Below are 14,438 nucleotides of genomic sequence, written 5' to 3'. Positions count from 1 at the left end.
CCATGAACGGGTTGTCCACCGTCCTGATCGTCGTCGGCCTCTTCCTCGTCGGCGGGATCATCTCGTTCGCCAAGCAGCAGATGCCGAAGAGCCTCATCGTGCTGCTCTCGATCGGCGCCGCGATGTGTCTCGTCGCGGGCATCCTGAGGCTGGAGGTGTGGAACTGATGAGCACCGTCGCGAAGAAGGTCGTCGTCTTCGACTACGGCTTCGGCAACGTCCGCTCCGCCGAACGCGCCCTCGCGCGCGCGGGAGCGGACGTCGAGATCACGCGTGACTTCGACAAGGCCATGAACGCCGACGGCCTGCTGGTGCCCGGCGTCGGCGCCTTCGCGGCCTGCATGCAGGGCCTCAAGGAGGCGCGCGGCGACTGGATCGTCGAGCGTCGGCTGGCCGGCGGGCGCCCGGTGATGGGCATCTGCGTCGGCATGCAGATCCTGTTCGCGCGGGGCATCGAGCACGGCGTCGAGACCGAAGGCCTCGGCGAGTGGCCCGGCTCGGTCGAGCCGCTCCAGGCCGACATCGTGCCCCACATGGGCTGGAACACCGTGGACGTGCCGGCCGGCACCGAGCTGTTCGCCGGCCTGGACGCGGACGCGCGCTTCTATTTCGTGCACTCCTACGCGGTCCACGACTGGGCCCTGGAGGTGCACAACCCGCTGATGCAGGCACCCAAGGTCACCTGGTCGACGCACGGCAAGCCCTTCGTGGCCGCCGTGGAGAACGGCGCCCTGTGGGCCACGCAGTTCCACCCCGAGAAGTCCGGCGACGCCGGAGCGCAGCTGCTCACCAACTGGATCGGAACCCTGTAGAGACATGGCCAAGCTCGAACTCCTCCCCGCCGTCGACGTCCGCGACGGCCAGGCCGTCCGCCTCGTGCACGGCGAGTCCGGCACCGAGACCTCCTACGGCTCCCCGCTGGAGGCCGCCCTCGCCTGGCAGCGGTCGGGCGCCGAGTGGCTGCACCTGGTCGACCTGGACGCCGCCTTCGGCACCGGCGACAACCGTGAGCTGATCGCCGAGGTCGCGGGCGCGATGGACATCAAGGTCGAGCTGTCCGGCGGCATCCGCGACGACGCCTCCCTGGCCGCCGCGCTCGCCACCGGCTGCACGCGCGTGAACCTCGGTACGGCCGCCCTGGAGACGCCCGAGTGGGTCGCCAAGGTCATCGCCGAGCACGGCGACAAGATCGCGGTCGGCCTGGACGTACGGGGCACCACGCTCCGCGGCCGCGGCTGGACCCGCGACGGCGGCGACCTCTACGAGACGCTGGAGCGCCTCAACAGCGAGGGCTGCGCGCGGTACGTCGTCACCGACATCGCCAAGGACGGCACGCTCCAGGGACCGAACCTGGAGCTGCTGAAGAACGTCTGCGCGGCGACGGACCGCCCGGTGGTCGCCTCCGGCGGCGTCTCGTCCCTGGACGACCTGCGGGCCATCGCCGAGCTGGTCCCGCTCGGTGTCGAGGGCTCCATCGTCGGGAAGGCCCTGTACGCGAAGGCGTTCACCCTGGAAGAGGCCCTGGAGGTTGTCTCGTCATGACGTCCGATGCCGTACGGCGTGTGCAGAGCGGAAGTCCCTGGGAAGAGTCCTTCGGTTTCGCACGCGCCGTCGCGGCGGGTGACCGCGTCCTGGTGGGAGGCACGACCTCCTTCAAGGGCGATGTGCTGTACGGCGAGGGCGACCCGTACGAGCAGGCCACGGTGGCCTTCACCAGCGCGGTCGAGGCGCTCGGCGAGTTCGGACTGGGCGTCGAGTCCGTCATCCGGACCCGGATGTACCTGACCCACGCACGGGACGTGGACGCCGTGGGCCGCGCCCACAAGGAGTTCTTCGACACGGTGCGCCCGGTCTCGACGTTGCTCGTCGTGGAGGGTTTCGTGGACTCACGCATCCTGGTCGAAGTGGAAATAGAAGCATTCAGAAGGACGTTGGAGGAGCCGGTTTCATGACCCTGGCGGTCCGAGTCATCCCCTGCCTGGACGTGGACAACGGCCGGGTCGTCAAGGGCGTCAACTTCCAGAACCTGCGCGACGCGGGCGACCCCGTCGAGATGGCCAAGGTGTACGACGCCGAGGGCGCCGACGAGCTGACGTTCCTGGACATCACCGCCTCGTCGGGCAACCGCGAGACCACGTACGACGTGGTGCGCCGTACGGCCGAGCAGGTGTTCATCCCGCTCACCGTCGGCGGCGGCGTCCGCACGGCCGAGGACGTGGACAAGCTGCTGCGCGCGGGCGCCGACAAGGTGGGCGTCAACACCGCCGCCATCGCCCGGCCCGACCTGATCCGTGAGATCGCCGAGCGGTTCGGGCGACAGGTGCTGGTGCTGTCGGTGGACGCGCGCCGCACTCCCGAAGGCACCTTCGAGGTCACCACCCACGGCGGCCGCAAGGGCACCGGCATCGACGCCGTCGAGTGGGCGCACCGCGCCGCCGAGCTGGGGGCGGGCGAGATCCTGCTCAACTCGATGGACGCGGACGGCACGAAGGACGGCTACGACATCGAGATGATCGAGGCCGTGCGCAAGCATGTAACGGTCCCGGTCATCGCCTCCGGCGGCGCCGGCAAGCTCGCCGACTTCCCGCCGGCCATCGAGGCGGGGGCGGACGCGGTGCTCGCGGCGTCGGTGTTCCACTTCGGGGATCTGCGGATCGGCGAGGTGAAGAACGCGTTGCGGGAGGCCGGGCACCCCGTCCGCTGAGGCGGAGCCCGAGCTGAGCCCCGGTCGAGCAGGCCGGGGCTTTCTCATGAGCAGATACGAAAGGAAAGTTGCGCAAAATATATTGCGCAACTTTCCTTTCGTATCTACGGTTTGGGCATGGCAAGCAAGGACATCCGCCTCATCACCGACCTGGGCACGCTCAAGGCCCTCGCGCACCCCCTGCGCATGAAGCTCTACCGGCTGCTGTTCGTCGCCGAGGCGGCGACCGCCTCGCAGCTCGCCGAGCAGGTCGACGAGGCTGTCTCCCTGGTCAGTTACCACCTGCGCAAGCTGGCCGAGCACGGGCTCGTCGAGGAGGCCGAACCGCGCAGCGCCGACGCCCGGGAGCGCTGGTGGCAGCCGGCCTCGCAGGGCGTCACTGTCCGCGACACGGACTTCCAGGACGCTCCCGAGAAGGTGGCCGCCCACGTCGCGGCGTCGCGGCTCTTCCAGGAACAGCGCTCCGAGATGTACCGCACCTACCTCGACGAGCGCGCCCACTGGGGCCCGGAGTGGAGCGAGGCCGCGCACGACTCCGAGTCGCTGCTGCGACTCACGGCCGGCGAACTGGCCGAGCTGAAGAAGGACCTGCACGACGTGCTCAAGAGGTACGACGAACAGGGGCGCGCCCGCGAGGCCGCCGGCGAGACCGAGGGGCGCGAGAACGTCGCCCTGCACCTGTACGGCTTCCCGTTCCGCGTCTGAGAGAGGACACCCCTCCCGTGACCGCCACGCTCACAGCCGCCACCGACGTCGTCGCCAGACCCGCCCACCGCGACCCCAACGTCCTGCGCTGGCTCGCCGCCTACACCTCCTCGATGATGGGCGACAGCGTCTACTACATCGCCCTCTCCTGGGCGGCCGTACAGGCCGGCTCGCCGTCCCAGGCCGGAGTGGTCATGGCGGTGAGCGCCCTGCCGCGGGCCCTGCTGATGCTGGGCGGGGGAGTGATCGCCGACCGGCTCGGGCCGCGCAGGGTCGTCATCGGCAGCGATGTGGTGCGGTGCGCGGCCGTCCTCGCGGTGGCGGGGTTGGTGTTCCTCACCACCCCGGGCCTGTGGCCGTTGGCCGCGCTCGCCCTGGTCTTCGGCACCGTCGACGCCGTGTTCATGCCGGCCGTGGGCGCGCTCCCCGCGCGCGTGACGACCCGCGACCAGCTCGCGCGCGTGCAGGGCATGCGGGGCCTCGGGATCCGGTTCGCGAGCGTCGTCGGCGGTCCGCTCGGCGGTCTCGGGGTCGCGGTCGGGGGCGCGGCGGCCGCGTTCGGCCTCGCCGGGCTGCTCATCGCGGTGTCGGTGCCGCTGCTGATCTCCGTGCGGGTGCGGGAGCTTCCCGCCGACGACGTGTCGACCGCGCAGGGCGGCACCGCCTGGCGCGATCTGGTGGCCGGCCTCGGCTACATCCGCCGCCACCGGGTGCTCGCTCCGCTGATGCTGGCCATCGCCCTCGGCGACCTGGGCTTCGTCGGCCCGCTCAACGTCGGTCTGACGCTGCTCGCCGACGAGCGGGGCTGGGGCGCCTCCGGAATGGGCTGGGTGCTCGCCGGTTTCGGCGTCGGCGCGGGTGCCGCGTCCCTGCTGCTGACCGTGCGCGGACGCCTGCCGCACGCCGGGCAGGTGGCGGGGTGGGCGATCCTCGCGGGGTCGGTCGCGATCGGCGCTCTGGCCTTCGTGCCCGGCGTGATCGCGGCCGTCGGGGTCGCCCTGCTCATCGGACTGCTCGCCGGGCTCAGCGGCGCCATGTGCGGCGCCCTGCTGCAGACCCAGGCCGACGCCGCCTACCTGGGCCGTGTCACCGCCGTCTCCGGGCTGGTCAGCCTCGGTTTCGCGCCGCTCAGCATGCCGCTGTCCGCCGCCGCCATCGGCGCCTGGGGCACCGGACCGGTCTTCGTGGTCAGCGCGGCGGTGTGCGGGCTGGGCGGAGTGATCGCCCTGGGCGTGCCCGCCCTGCGCCGCGCCGAACTCCCGAAGTGACCTCTCAGATCCCCAGCTGCTTTCCCTCGTGCAGCTTCGTGATCGCGTCCTTGTCGCCGTCCAGTTCGACGTTGGCGGCATCCTGGCGGCCGTAGGTGAAGAGCAGCAGCTCCGACGGCTCGCCCGTCACCGTGACCACCGGCGTGCCCCGGTGGGCGACCGCCGTCTGGCCGTTCGGGCGGCGCAGCACCAGTCCCGTGGGCGCGCCGCGGCCCATCAGACGGGCGGAACGCTCCAGCCGGGACCAGAGTGCGTCCTGGAAGACCGGGTCGAGTTCGCGGGGCGTCCAGTCCGGCTGGGCGCGGCGGACGTCCTCCGTGTGGACGTAGAACTCGATGGTGTTCGACAACTCGTCGATCTGCTTGAGCTGGAACGGCGAGAAGCGCGGCGGGCCGGTACGGATGAGCTGGATCAGCTCCTCGTACGGCTTCGCCGCGAACTCCTCCATCGCCTTGTCCAGGCGCGGCGCGAGCTGCTTGAGCAGCAGGCCGGCGGCAGCGTCGGGGCGGCGCTCGCGCACCACCACGTGCGCGGCGAGATCGCGGGTCGTCCACCCCTCGCAGAGGGTGGAGGCGTCCGGGCCCTCGGCCTCCAAGAGGTCGGCCAGGAGAAGTCGTTCACGCTTGGCGAAGGTCGACATGCAGTCAGCCTACGACTGCTTATGAGGTCCGCCCAGTGGACACCTCACGGTCACTGTCAGTGGCGCGCGGCACAATGGCATCCATGACCATCAGCACGCCCCGTCAGCCCAGCCGGCTGGACCCCGAGATCGCCGCGCGCCTCAAGCGCAGCGCGGACGGACTCCTGCCCGCCATCGCCCAGCAGTACGACACCGGAGAGGTGCTGATGCTCGGCTGGATGGACGACGAGGCGCTGCATCGCACGCTCACCACCGGCCGCTGCACCTACTGGTCGCGCAGCCGCCGGGAGTACTGGGTCAAGGGCGACACCTCCGGCCACTTCCAGTGGGTCAAGTCCGTGGCCCTCGACTGCGACGCCGACACCGTGCTCGTCAAGGTCGACCAGGTCGGCGCCGCCTGCCACACGGGCGCGCGCACCTGCTTCGACGTGGATGTGCTGCTCAAGGAGACCGAGGGCGCCGATTCCGGCGTACCGGTCTCGGATCAGTAAGGTCAGCCGCCATGGACCTCGAGACGTTCCGCAAACTGGCCAGCGACCGCCGTGTCATCCCGGTCACCCGCAAGCTCCTCGCCGACGGCGACACCCCGGTCGCGCTCTACCGCAAGCTCGCCGCCGAGCGCCCCGGCACGTTCCTGCTGGAGTCCGCGGAGAACGGCCGTTCGTGGTCCCGCTACTCATTCGTGGGCGTACGTTCGTCGGCGACCCTCACCGAGCGCGACGGGCAGGCCCACTGGCTCGGCACCCCGCCCGTCGGCGTCCCCGTCGAGGGCGACCCTCTCGTCGCCCTGCGCGCCACCATCGAGGCCCTGCACACCCCCCGTGACCTCGCCCACGACCTGGGCCTGCCGCCCTTCACCGGCGGCATGGTCGGCTACCTCGGCTACGACATCGTGCGCCGCCTGGAGAGGATCGGCCCCGGCGAGCGGGACGACCTCAAGCTGCCCGAGCTGACCATGCTGCTCACCAGTGACCTCGCCGTCATGGACCACTGGGAGGGCTCCGTCCTGCTGATCGCCAACGCGATCAACCACAACGACCTCGACACGGGCGTCGACGAGGCCTACGCCGACGCGGTCGCCCGCCTCGACGCCATGCAGGCCGACCTGTCGCGCCCGGTCGCCCAGCCGCCCGCCGTCCTCCCGCCCTCCGAGCTCCCCGACTACACGGCCCTGTGGGGCGGCGAGGACTTCCAGGCGGCCGTCGAGGACATCAAGGAACGCATCCGGGCCGGCGACGCCTTCCAGGTGGTCCCCTCCCAGCGCTTCGAAACGCCGTGCACGGCAAGCGCGTTGGACGTCTACCGGGTCCTCAGGGCGACCAATCCCTCCCCGTACATGTACCTGTTCCGCTTCGACGGCTTCGACGTCGTCGGCTCCTCACCGGAAGCCCTGGTGAAGGTCGAGGACGGGCAGGCCATGGTCCACCCCATCGCCGGGACGCGCTGGCGCGGGGCCACCCCGCAGGAGGACCAGGCCCTCGCCGACGAACTGCTCGCCGACCCCAAGGAGCGCGCCGAGCACCTCATGCTGGTCGACCTCGGCCGCAACGACCTCGGGCGGGTCTGCGAGCCGGGCTCGGTCGAGGTCGTGGACTTCATGTCCATCGAGCGGTACTCCCATGTGATGCACATCGTCTCGACGGTGACGGGACGCGTGGCCTCCGGCCGCACGGCCTTCGACGTCCTGACGGCCTGCTTCCCGGCGGGCACGCTCTCCGGCGCGCCCAAGCCCCGCGCGATGCAGATCATCGACGAACTCGAGCCGTCCAGGCGGGGGTTGTACGGCGGCTGCGTCGGCTACCTCGACTTCGCGGGCGACTCCGACACGGCCATCGCGATCCGTACGGCCCTGCTGCGCGACGGCACGGCGTACGTCCAGGCGGGCGCGGGCATCGTCGCCGACTCGGACCCGGTCGCCGAGGACACCGAGTGCCGGAACAAGGCGGCGGCGGTACTGCGGGCGGTACACACGGCGAACCGACTCACGTGAGCGGGGGTGGCGCCGTACATGATCCACGCTGGCGGTCGGGTGGGAGCCGCCGGTGGCGGCCGGGTGGGAACCCAGGTGGCTCTCTTGGCTCTCTCACATGAACCCCGGGTGACTGATCGTTCCGGGTTCGGGTGATAGTGGAGTACGTGACTGCTGTTCCGCACCCCCGTTCCGAAGCCCCCGGTTCCGCCCGGGCCGGCCGTCTGAGTCTTGCCGTTGCCCTGCTTTGCGGCGCGCTCGGCGCGGCCGTGGCGCTGCTCGCCACCCGGCAGCGCTGGTCGGAGGGCACCGTGACGGTGGCCGGCGGCCCGTTCCCGCTGATCGCCAAGGGCAGCGACGTCACGGGCGTCCCCGCGGCCCTGGCCATAGTGGGGCTCGCCGCGCTCGTCGCCGTCTTCGCCGTCCGCCGGGCCGGCCGCTTCATGGTCGCCGCCCTGCTCGCGCTCTCCGGCGCCGGCACCGTCGCCGCGGCCCTGCTCGGCGCCTCCGACAGCTCCGCGCTGGACGAGAAGGCCGCCCAGGCCTCCGGCGACACCTCGGCCACCGTCCAGGCCCTCACCCACACCGCATGGCCGTACGTCGCGGCCGTCGGCGGCGCCCTGATCCTGCTCGCCGGACTGCTGGCCCTGCGCTACGGCAGGCTGTGGCCCGGCATGTCCGGCCGCTACGAGCGCGGCGGTACCCCCCGGCCGCGCCGCAAGGCCCCGGCCGCCGACCCCGACCGGCCCGAGGAGCTCTGGAAGGCCCTCGACCGGGGCGAGGACCCGACCGGCGCGTAGCGCTCCGCTCGGGAGGGCGGTTTTGAAGCTGTGGGTTTTGAAGCTGTGGGTCGGGGGGCTGGTCGCGCCGTTCCTCGCGCCCCTTGAGGGCGCTGCAGCCCCCCGGCGTCGCCCCGTGAGGGCTACCCCCGATCACCTCGTGCTCACGCGTGCGCGACAATGGCAGCGAGCGTCCGGCTCGGACATGTACTTCAGCAACGAGGAGCAAGCAATGGCGGGCAGCAGCCACGGTCACACCCCGGCCGCCTGGACCGGTGTCACGATCGCCTTCATCGGTTTCTGCGTCTCGGGCGCCTTCATGGTGATGGCCCAGCCCGCGGGATTCTGGGCCGGCCTGGGCGTCGTGGTCCTCGGTGGCGTCGTCGGCTGGATCATGAGCGCGATGGGCATGGGCCAGCCGAAGGACGCTCACAAGGCGCTGCTCACGACGCAGGAGCGCGAGACGGCGGCCGTCGAGAGCTGAGAGCCGTACGGCTTCGCCGAGGGGCGACCCGGCACCGAGGGGTGCCAGGGGGCGCCCCTCCCGCGTTCGGAGGGGACAATGCAGGACGTGAACGCCGACAACCGGAGGTCGTCGACCCGGTCCGGCGCCGTGCTGGGGCGACTGGCCGGCCCGGCGGGAGTACTCGCGGCCGTCGTCGGCGCCTTCGCGTACGTCGGCACCGTCGACCCGAACGAGCCCGGCCACTACCCCGCCTGTCCGCTCCTGCAGTACACCGGCATCTACTGCCCCGGCTGCGGCGGACTGCGCAGTGCGCACGCCGTCGTCCACGGGGACTTCGCGGCGGCACTCCAGGACAACGCGCTCGCTGTCGTCGGCTATGCGCTCTTCGCCGTGGTGTGGACCGTCTGGGTGGTCCGGGCGGTACGAGGGCGGCCGATCAGCCTCGTTCTCTCGCCGGTGCAGCTGCGGGCCGTAGGGGCATTGCTGCTGGTCTTCACGGTTGTCCGGAACCTGCCGTTCGGTGGCTGGCTACACCCTTGATCAACTGGAGAACGTCCAGGTAGTGGGACCGGCGTCAACCGGATGCGAGGCCTACGCCCTCCTCCGGATACCATCGCAGTGACCATAGTTTTCGCACCGCTTTCACAACCGACCGTCTGGAAGGGGGCCGCTCGCGTGAGTGTGCTCGACGAGATCATCGACGGAGTCCGTGCCGACCTCGCGGAGCGGCAGGCGCGCGTCAGCCTCGACGAGCTCAAGGAGCGCGCGGCGAAGGCCCCCGCGGCCAAGGACGGGGTCGCCGCGCTGAAGGGCGACGGCGTCAAGGTCATCTGCGAGGTCAAGCGCTCCAGCCCCTCCAAGGGCGCGCTGGCCGCGATCGCCGACCCGGCCGGACTCGCCGCGGACTACGAGGCGGGCGGCGCGGCCGTCATCTCCGTCCTGACGGAGCAGCGGCGCTTCGGCGGCTCGCTGGCCGACCTGGAGGCGGTCCGCGCGCGCGTGGACATCCCGGTCCTGCGCAAGGACTTCATCGTCACGTCGTACCAGCTGTGGGAGGCCCGGGCGTACGGCGCCGACCTCGCCCTGCTGATCGTCGCGGCCCTCGACCAGTCGGCGCTGGAGTCGCTGATCGAGCGGGCCGTGTCCATCGGCCTGACCCCGCTGGTCGAGGTGCACGACGAGGACGAGGTCGAGCGTGCCGTGGACGCGGGCGCGAAGATCATCGGTGTCAACGCGCGGAACCTGAAGACCCTGGAGGTCGACCGAGGGACCTTCGAGCGCGTCGCGCCCGAGATCCCCGCGGGCCTCGTCAAGGTGGCCGAGTCCGGCGTCCGGGGCCCGCACGACCTCATCGCGTACGCCAACGCCGGCGCCGACGCGGTCCTGGTCGGCGAGTCCCTGGTCACGGGCAAGGACCCGAAGACGGCGGTCGCCGACCTGGTGGCGGCGGGCGAACATCCCGCATTGCGGCACGGCCGCGGCTGATCACCCGATAGAGTTGCCCCGATGACGCTCACGACGACGACCACGGACAGGTACGCCCGCCTCGCGCGCGGCTGCCGCCCCCGTGGTTGCCGCGCGCCCGCACGCAGGGTGCATGGCCGTCGGGTGCGATACGTCATCGGTGACGAGCCTGGGCAGGTCAACGGCCGTCGATGGCAGCGCCCCTTCAGGGGCGCGGGGCTCTGTTTGATTTGCGGCTACCGCCGCGCGGGCGCGACCGGCTACAACGGGCCCGCAGTCAACTGACCATCCCTGCCCCCACGGCGATTAGTGTCTTTCCACAATCTCACCGTGAGGTTTCCGCATGCCCAGCGACTTCTTCATCCCCGACCCGGAGGGTCAAATCCCCAGCGCCGAAGGTTACTTCGGCGCGTTCGGCGGCAAGTTCATCCCGGAGGCCCTCGTCGCCGCCGTGGACGAGGTGGCCGTCGAGTACGACAAGGCCAAGCACGACCCCGAGTTCGCCCGAGAACTCGACGACCTGCTGGTCAACTACACCGGCCGCCCGTCGGCGCTCACCGAGGTCCCCCGTTTCGCCGCGGAAGCGGGTGGCTGCCGCGTCTTCCTCAAGCGCGAGGACCTCAACCACACCGGCTCCCACAAGATCAACAATGTGCTCGGCCAGGCCCTGCTCACCAAGCGCATGGGCAAGACCCGCGTCATCGCCGAGACCGGCGCCGGCCAGCACGGCGTCGCGACGGCGACCGCCTGCGCGCTGTTCGGCCTCGAGTGCACGATCTACATGGGCGAGATCGACACCCAGCGCCAGGCCCTCAACGTGGCCCGGATGCGCATGCTCGGCGCCGAGGTCATCGCCGTGAAGTCCGGCAGCCGGACGCTCAAGGACGCCATCAACGAGGCGTTCCGCGACTGGGTGGCGAACGTCGACCACACGCACTACCTCTTCGGCACGGTCGCCGGCCCGCACCCCTTCCCCGCCATGGTCCGCGACTTCCACCGCGTGATCGGAGTCGAGGCGCGCCGTCAGCTCCTGGAGCGCGCCGGCCGCCTCCCCGACGCCGCAGTCGCCTGCGTCGGCGGCGGCTCCAACGCCATCGGTCTCTTCCACGCCTTCATCCCGGACACGGACGTACGCCTCATCGGCTGCGAGCCCGCCGGGCACGGCGTCGAGACCGGTGAGCACGCGGCGACGCTGACCGCCGGCGAGCCCGGCATCCTGCACGGCTCCCGCTCCTACGTCCTGCAGGACGAGGAGGGCCAGATCACCGAGCCCTACTCGATCTCGGCCGGACTGGACTACCCCGGCATCGGCCCCGAGCACTCCTACCTCAAGGACAGCGGACGCGGCGAGTACCGCGCGATCACCGACGACGCGGCCATGCAGGCCCTGCGCCTGCTGTCGCGCACCGAGGGCATCATCCCGGCCATCGAGAGCGCTCACGCCCTCGCGGGCGCCCTCGAGGTCGGCAAGGAACTGGGCAAGGACGGGCTGATCGTGGTCAACCTGTCCGGGCGCGGCGACAAGGACATGGACACCGCCGCGCGCTACTTCGGCCTGTACGACACCGATGCCGAAGTCGCCGCCAACGCAGCCGATGTCGCGGAGATCGAGGGGGACGCCAAGTGAGCGGCAACATCCAGCTGTTGACGGACACCCTCGCCGGTGCCAAGGCCGAGGGCCGCTCCGCCCTCATCGCCTACCTCCCGGCCGGGTTCCCGACCGTGGACGGCGGCATCGAGGCGATCAAGGCCGTACTCGACGGGGGCGCGGATGTCGTGGAGGTGGGTCTGCCGCACAGCGACCCCGTCCTCGACGGCCCCGTCATCCAGACCGCCGACGACATCGCCCTGCGCGGCGGGGTCAAGATCGCGGACGTCATGCGCACGGTCAAGGAGGCCTACGAGGCCACCGGGAAGCCGATCCTCGTCATGACGTACTGGAACCCCATCGACCGCTACGGCGTCGAGCGCTTCACCGCCGAGCTCGCCGAGGCGGGCGGTGCCGGGTGCATCCTGCCCGACCTGCCCGTGCAGGAGTCGGCCCTGTGGAGGGAGCACGCCGAGAAGCACGGGCTCGCGACGGTCTTCGTCGTGGCGCCCAGCAGCAAGGACGAGCGGCTCGGGCAGATCACCGCGGCGGGCAGCGGCTTCGTCTACGCCGCCTCGCTGATGGGCGTCACCGGCACCCGTGAGTCCGTGGGCGCCCAGGCGCAGGACCTGGTCGAGCGCACCCGGGCCACCGGCACCGACCTGCCCGTCTGCGTCGGGCTCGGCGTCTCCAACGCCGAGCAGGCCGCCGAGGTCGCCGGCTTCGCCGACGGCGTGATCGTCGGCTCGGCCTTCGTCAAGCGGATGCTGGACGCGCCGGACGACGCGGCCGGCGTCGAGGCCGTGCGCACGCTCGCCGGTGACCTGGCGAAGGGCGTGCGCGGGCAGGCGTAGGAAGCGTCCCGCGGCCGTAGGAGACATCTTCAGAAGAAGGTCATTCCGTACGAGTCGCTCGAACGGGTGGACCTGAGGCCGGGGAGGCGCGCTGCGCCTCCCCGGTTCGTTCTGCGGGTGTGAGCGAACAGAATCGTGAGGGAAAGCGGACCGCCCGCGAGCGGCTGGCGGTCGAGCGTGAGAAGCAGAAGGCCGCCGACAGGCGGCGCCGTACGCTGATCGTCGGCGCGAGCGTCGTCTGCGTCCTGGGACTCGCGGCGGTGGTCGGAGTCGTCGCGGCGAACGCGGGCAAGGACGACGGCAGTGACTCGGCGGGGCCGGTGGTCGGGCCCTCGGGGGCGCAGGGCAAGGACGGGCTCGCGATCCCGGTGGGCGAGGAGAGCGCCAAGTCGACGCTCACCGTCTGGGAGGACTTCCGCTGCCCGGCCTGCAAGTCCTTCGAGGACGCGTACAGATCGACGATCCACGAGCTGACGGAGTCCGGAAAGCTCAAGGTCGACTACCACCTGGCGACGATCATCGACGGCAACATGGGCGGCACCGGCTCCCGCGCCGCGGCCAATGCCGCGGCCTGCGCCCAGGACGTCGGGAAGTTCACGCCATACCACGACGTGCTGTACCAGAACCAGCCCCCCGAGGTCGACGACGCCTTCGCCAAGAACAGCAAGCTCCTGGAGCTCGCGGCCAAGGTCAAGGGCCTGGACACGCCCGCCTTCCGCAAGTGCGTCGAGGACGGTACGCACAACAGCTGGGTCAACAAGTCCAACGAGGCGTTCCAGAAGGGCGGCTTCAGCGGCACGCCGACGGTGCTGCTGAACGGCAAGAACATCTACCAGGACCAGACGATGACGCCGGCGAAGCTGAAGCAGATGGTGGAGGAGGCCGCCAAGGGGTGAAGCTCCCGCAGGGCAGGGCCTGATCGAGGCGCTGCCCGTTATGGACCCGTAGCCGGGCTGCCTGCCATCGCTGCCGCCCGGCAGGGTAGCGTCGACCTTGCCATGGAACTTGCCTACATTCCCAGCCCGTCGCGCGGGGTGCTGTACCTCGGCCCCATCCCGCTGCGCGGCTACGCGTTCTGCATCATCATCGGTGTCTTCGTAGCCGTCTGGCTCGGCAACAAACGCTGGATCGCCCGGGGCGGGCGGGCCGGCACGGTGGCCGACATCGCGGTCTGGGCCGTGCCCTTCGGCCTCATCGGCGGACGTCTCTACCACGTGATCACGGACTACGAGCTGTACTTCAGCGAGGGCCGCGACTGGGTGGACGCCTTCAAGATCTGGGAGGGCGGCCTCGGCATCTGGGGCGCGATCGCGCTCGGCGCGCTGGGCGCGTGGATCGGCTGCCGCCGCCGGGGCATCCCGCTGCCCGCGTACGCCGACGCCGTCGCCCCCGGGATCGCCTTCGCCCAGGCGCTCGGGCGCTGGGGCAACTGGTTCAACCAGGAGCTGTACGGCCACGAGACCGACCTCCCGTGGGCCCTGAAGATCACGTCCTCGACGGACGGGCGGGTGCCGGGCCTCTACCACCCGACGTTCCTGTACGAATCCCTGTGGTGCATCGGCGTCGCGCTGCTGGTCATCTGGGCCGACCGCCGCTTCAAGCTGGGGCACGGGCGGGCGTTCGCACTGTACGTCGCCGCGTACTGTTCGGGCCGCGCGTGGATCGAGTACATGCGGGTCGACGACGCCCACCACATCCTGGGCGTACGGCTGAACGTCTGGACCGCGCTGATCGTGTTCCTGCTCGCGGTGACGTACCTCGTGGTGTCGGCGAACAAGCGGCCGGGCAGGGAGGCCGTGGTCGAGCCGGGCGCCGCTGCCTCCGACGGCGAGGCCGACGGTGAGGTCGGGGGCGGTACCGAGGCCGACGCCGGGAAGGCCGAGAACGAGAAGGCCGAGGGCGAGAAGGCCGAGGCGGACGCGGAGGACGAGAAGGAACCCAGCGACAAGGCCGAGTCGGCGACGAAGAAGACGTGACGCTCGGTTCTACGTGATGAGGGCGC

19 protein-coding genes are annotated in these 14,438 nt (G+C 71.0%); 18 read left to right on the top strand and 1 reads right to left on the bottom strand.

Annotation, left to right across the window (positions count from 1 at the left end):
- Positions 1–2: 2 nt before the first annotated feature.
- The 7 genes from ACTMVF_RS25890 to ACTMVF_RS25860 all read left to right on the top strand — a co-directional run bounded on the left by ACTMVF_RS25890 (position 3) and on the right by ACTMVF_RS25860 (position 4,676).
- Positions 3–167 (top strand): hypothetical protein, encoded by a 165-nt coding sequence (locus ACTMVF_RS25890; protein WP_033318048.1) that lies wholly within the window; start codon positions 3–5, stop codon positions 165–167.
- A complete protein-coding gene (gene hisH / locus ACTMVF_RS25885) occupies positions 167–811 on the top strand; it encodes an imidazole glycerol phosphate synthase subunit HisH (RefSeq protein WP_403327185.1) in 645 nt (214 codons plus the stop codon). Before ACTMVF_RS25890 ends, hisH begins: the two co-directional genes overlap by 1 nt.
- Positions 812–815: 4 nt before the next feature.
- Positions 816–1,541, top strand: coding sequence for a bifunctional 1-(5-phosphoribosyl)-5-((5-phosphoribosylamino)methylideneamino)imidazole-4-carboxamide isomerase/phosphoribosylanthranilate isomerase PriA (priA, locus tag ACTMVF_RS25880; protein ID WP_403327183.1), 726 nt, complete (start codon positions 816–818; stop codon positions 1,539–1,541).
- Positions 1,538–1,951: a RidA family protein gene (locus ACTMVF_RS25875; RefSeq protein WP_441273502.1), complete on the top strand. Its 414-nt coding sequence runs from the start codon at positions 1,538–1,540 to the stop codon at positions 1,949–1,951. Before priA ends, ACTMVF_RS25875 begins: the two co-directional genes overlap by 4 nt.
- A complete protein-coding gene (gene hisF, locus ACTMVF_RS25870) occupies positions 1,948–2,703 on the top strand; it encodes an imidazole glycerol phosphate synthase subunit HisF (protein WP_441273501.1) in 756 nt (251 codons plus the stop codon). The genes ACTMVF_RS25875 and hisF overlap by 4 nt, the downstream gene beginning before the upstream one ends.
- Positions 2,704–2,820: 117 nt before the next feature.
- Complete coding sequence (locus tag ACTMVF_RS25865; RefSeq protein WP_441273500.1) at positions 2,821–3,408, top strand: ArsR/SmtB family transcription factor; 588 nt, start codon at positions 2,821–2,823, stop codon at positions 3,406–3,408.
- Positions 3,409–3,425: 17 nt separating this feature from the next.
- Positions 3,426–4,676, top strand: a complete 1,251-nt coding sequence (locus ACTMVF_RS25860; RefSeq protein WP_441273499.1) for an MFS transporter — start codon at positions 3,426–3,428, stop codon at positions 4,674–4,676.
- Positions 4,677–4,680: 4 nt separating this feature from the next.
- On the opposite strand, the gene ACTMVF_RS25855 is transcribed toward ACTMVF_RS25860, so the two are convergent.
- Positions 4,681–5,316, bottom strand: a complete 636-nt coding sequence (locus tag ACTMVF_RS25855) for a TIGR03085 family metal-binding protein (protein ID WP_441273498.1) — start codon at positions 5,314–5,316, stop codon at positions 4,681–4,683.
- Between the two features lie 74 nt (positions 5,317–5,390).
- On the opposite strand from ACTMVF_RS25855, the gene hisI reads away from it, so the two are divergent.
- From hisI to lgt, 11 genes are all read left to right on the top strand, one after another.
- On the top strand, positions 5,391–5,807 hold the full coding sequence (gene hisI / locus ACTMVF_RS25850; RefSeq protein WP_441273497.1) for a phosphoribosyl-AMP cyclohydrolase: 417 nt from the start codon (positions 5,391–5,393) through the stop codon (positions 5,805–5,807).
- Positions 5,808–5,818: 11 nt separating this feature from the next.
- Positions 5,819–7,306, top strand: coding sequence for an anthranilate synthase component I (locus tag ACTMVF_RS25845; protein ID WP_441273496.1), 1,488 nt, complete (start codon positions 5,819–5,821; stop codon positions 7,304–7,306).
- A 137-nt stretch (positions 7,307–7,443) separates the two neighbouring features.
- A complete protein-coding gene (locus ACTMVF_RS25840) occupies positions 7,444–8,085 on the top strand; it encodes a TIGR02234 family membrane protein (RefSeq protein WP_441273495.1) in 642 nt (213 codons plus the stop codon).
- 211 nt (positions 8,086–8,296) lie between these two features.
- Positions 8,297–8,548 (top strand): HGxxPAAW family protein, encoded by a 252-nt coding sequence (locus ACTMVF_RS25835; RefSeq protein WP_403327166.1) that lies wholly within the window; start codon positions 8,297–8,299, stop codon positions 8,546–8,548.
- 78 nt (positions 8,549–8,626) lie between these two features.
- Positions 8,627–9,070 (top strand): DUF2752 domain-containing protein, encoded by a 444-nt coding sequence (locus ACTMVF_RS25830; protein WP_441273494.1) that lies wholly within the window; start codon positions 8,627–8,629, stop codon positions 9,068–9,070.
- A gap of 135 nt (positions 9,071–9,205) precedes the next feature.
- Positions 9,206–10,015, top strand: coding sequence for an indole-3-glycerol phosphate synthase TrpC (trpC, locus tag ACTMVF_RS25825; RefSeq protein WP_128429144.1), 810 nt, complete (start codon positions 9,206–9,208; stop codon positions 10,013–10,015).
- 21 nt (positions 10,016–10,036) lie between these two features.
- A complete protein-coding gene (trpM, locus tag ACTMVF_RS25820; protein WP_441273493.1) occupies positions 10,037–10,279 on the top strand; it encodes a tryptophan biosynthesis modulator TrpM in 243 nt (80 codons plus the stop codon).
- Positions 10,280–10,337: 58 nt separating this feature from the next.
- Positions 10,338–11,621: a tryptophan synthase subunit beta gene (trpB, locus tag ACTMVF_RS25815; RefSeq protein WP_441273492.1), complete on the top strand. Its 1,284-nt coding sequence runs from the start codon at positions 10,338–10,340 to the stop codon at positions 11,619–11,621.
- The gene (gene trpA, locus ACTMVF_RS25810; RefSeq protein WP_441273491.1) at positions 11,618–12,436 is read left to right on the top strand and encodes a tryptophan synthase subunit alpha; all 819 of its coding nucleotides are present in this window, start codon (positions 11,618–11,620) and stop codon (positions 12,434–12,436) included. The genes trpB and trpA overlap by 4 nt, the downstream gene beginning before the upstream one ends.
- Positions 12,437–12,555: 119 nt before the next feature.
- A complete protein-coding gene (locus ACTMVF_RS25805) occupies positions 12,556–13,332 on the top strand; it encodes a DsbA family protein (RefSeq protein ID WP_441273490.1) in 777 nt (258 codons plus the stop codon).
- Between the two features lie 102 nt (positions 13,333–13,434).
- Positions 13,435–14,412, top strand: a complete 978-nt coding sequence (gene lgt / locus ACTMVF_RS25800) for a prolipoprotein diacylglyceryl transferase (RefSeq protein WP_441273489.1) — start codon at positions 13,435–13,437, stop codon at positions 14,410–14,412.
- Positions 14,413–14,438: the final 26 nt, after the last annotated feature.

It is taken from the genome of Streptomyces sp. SD31 (genome assembly GCF_052068475.1).
GTDB lineage: Bacteria > Actinomycetota > Actinomycetes > Streptomycetales > Streptomycetaceae > Streptomyces.
The sequence above is the reverse complement of the archived record's forward strand: the minus strand, read 5'-3'. Positions and strand labels throughout refer to the sequence as shown.